Origin of the sequence: Aquincola tertiaricarbonis, from assembly GCF_000969605.1 — a bacterium.
Lineage (GTDB): Bacteria > Pseudomonadota > Gammaproteobacteria > Burkholderiales > Burkholderiaceae_C > Aquincola > Aquincola tertiaricarbonis.
Genome location: NZ_JZUE01000077.1, coordinates 1 through 1,002 on the forward strand (window position 1 = coordinate 1; position 1,002 = coordinate 1,002).

The following is a 1,002-nucleotide window of genomic DNA, read 5'->3' on the forward strand; positions in this document are numbered from 1 at the left end:
TGGCGGTGCCCGCCGCGCCGCCGCCGGCCGAGCGCCGCGGCCGCAACCGCGGCAGGGGCGGTGAGGCGGCCGCGCGCGGTCGCAGTGAATCGGTGATGACGCCCCTCGCCGAAGGCCGGCGCGACGCCGGACCCGCCGCCCGCCCGGCTGAAGCCCCACGCCGCGGCCGCCGCGACGAGCGCGCACAGCCCCGGGTGGACGAGGACGTGCTGATGCCCGCGGCCGTGGAAGCCGCCGAACGACCGCCCGTCGAGCCGGCGCCGATGCCGATGCCGCCGGCCGTGGCCGCGCCGGCCACGCCGGCCGCCAAGCGCAGCCGCCGTCGCACCGCGGACGCACCGGCAGCCGACGCCGCCGTGCCGGAACCGGTTCCGGCTGCCATCGAGGCAGAGGCGGCGGACGTGGCCGCGGCCGAGGTGCCCGCCAAGAAGGCGGCGCGCAAGACACCCGCCAGGAAGACGGCCACCGTGGCCACCCGCAAGGCCGCTGCCAGGACCACCGCGGCGCAAGCCGATGCCGCGTCCGAGGTGGCTGCAGTGCCCGACGCCGAAGCGGCCGCCAGCGCGGAGCCGGCGGGCGTGCCGGCCAGGAAGGCCCGCGCCGCCCGAAAGACCAGTCCGCGCGCTGCGGCCGGCCCGGCGGCTGCCGCCGCCGCCAGCACGCAGGCGCCCGAACCTGAGCCAGCCGTGGCAGCGGAAGCCCCCGAGGCCACCGACGAGGCGGCGCCCGCACCCCGCAGCCGCGCCCGCAAGACGGCGGCGAAGAGCGCGGCCAAGACGGCTGCCAAGACAGCCGCCAAGACAGCCGCCAAGACGGCGCGCGCAGGCGGCCGCACCGGTCCCGAGCCGACCGAGCCTCCTGCCGCAGCCAGCGCGCCGGCCGCCACGCCCGAGGAAGCGCCCGCACCGCCATCCGCCGACACCGCACGCGCCGGCAACAGCCGCCGCCGCGGCCGCGCCACCGAGGCCGACGCCGGTGCCGGTGCCGGTGCCGGTGCCGGTG

1 protein-coding gene is annotated in these 1,002 nt (G+C 80.5%); it reads left to right on the plus strand.

From position 1 onward, the window contains the following. Positions 1-95: 95 nt before the first annotated feature. Positions 96-1,002: hypothetical protein (locus tag VO99_RS29280; RefSeq protein ID WP_198157107.1), on the plus strand; the 907-nt coding region annotated here is incomplete at its 3' end.